Annotated in this window: 1 protein-coding gene; it reads left to right on the forward strand. The window is 69.0% G+C overall.

What is annotated here, in order from left to right:
- Nucleotides 1-852: 2-oxoacid:ferredoxin oxidoreductase subunit beta (locus E4P40_RS27750; protein ID WP_135161494.1), on the forward strand; the 852-nt coding region annotated here is incomplete at both ends.

Below are 852 nucleotides of genomic sequence, written 5' to 3' on the forward strand. Positions count from 1 at the left end.
GGGCAAGGACTTCAAGACCGACCAGGAGGTGCGCTGGTGCCCCGGCTGCGGGGACTACGTGATCCTCAACGCGGTCCAGTCGTTCCTCCCCAGCCTGGGGATCGCCCGCGAGGACATGGTCATCGTCTCCGGGATCGGCTGCTCCTCGCGGTTCCCGTACTACATGAACACCTACGGGATGCACTCCATCCACGGCCGCGCCCCGGCGATCGCCACCGGCCTGGCCGCCTCCCGTCCCGACCTGTCGGTGTGGGTGGTGACCGGTGACGGCGACGCCCTCTCGATCGGCGGCAACCACCTCATCCACGCGCTGCGGCGCAACGTGAACCTGACGATCCTGCTGTTCAACAACCGGATCTACGGCCTCACCAAGGGCCAGTACTCCCCGACGTCGGAGGTCGGGAAGGTCACCAAGTCCACCCCGATGGGCTCCATCGACGCCCCGTTCAACCCCGTCTCCCTCGCCCTGGGCGCGGATGCGACGTTCGTGGGCCGGGCGATGGACTCCGACCGCACGGGGCTGACCGACGTCCTGCGGCAGGCCGCCGAGCACTCCGGCACGTCGCTGGTGGAGATCTACCAGAACTGCAACATCTTCAACGACGGCGCCTTCGAGCTCCTCAAGGACCCGACCACCGGCACCCAGTGGTCCATCCCGCTGGTCCACGGGCAGCCGCTGGTCTTCGGCCCCGACGGCGCCTCCTGCGTCGTCCAGGACGGCTTCGGCGGGCTGCGGATCGCCGAGACCAACCAGGTCGACCCGGCCGACATCGTGGTCCACGACGCGCACCGGGAGAACCCCGCCTACGCGTTCGCGCTGTCCCGGCTGTCGTCCCAGGACCTGCGGTACAC

The organism is Blastococcus sp. CT_GayMR20 (assembly GCF_004570345.1).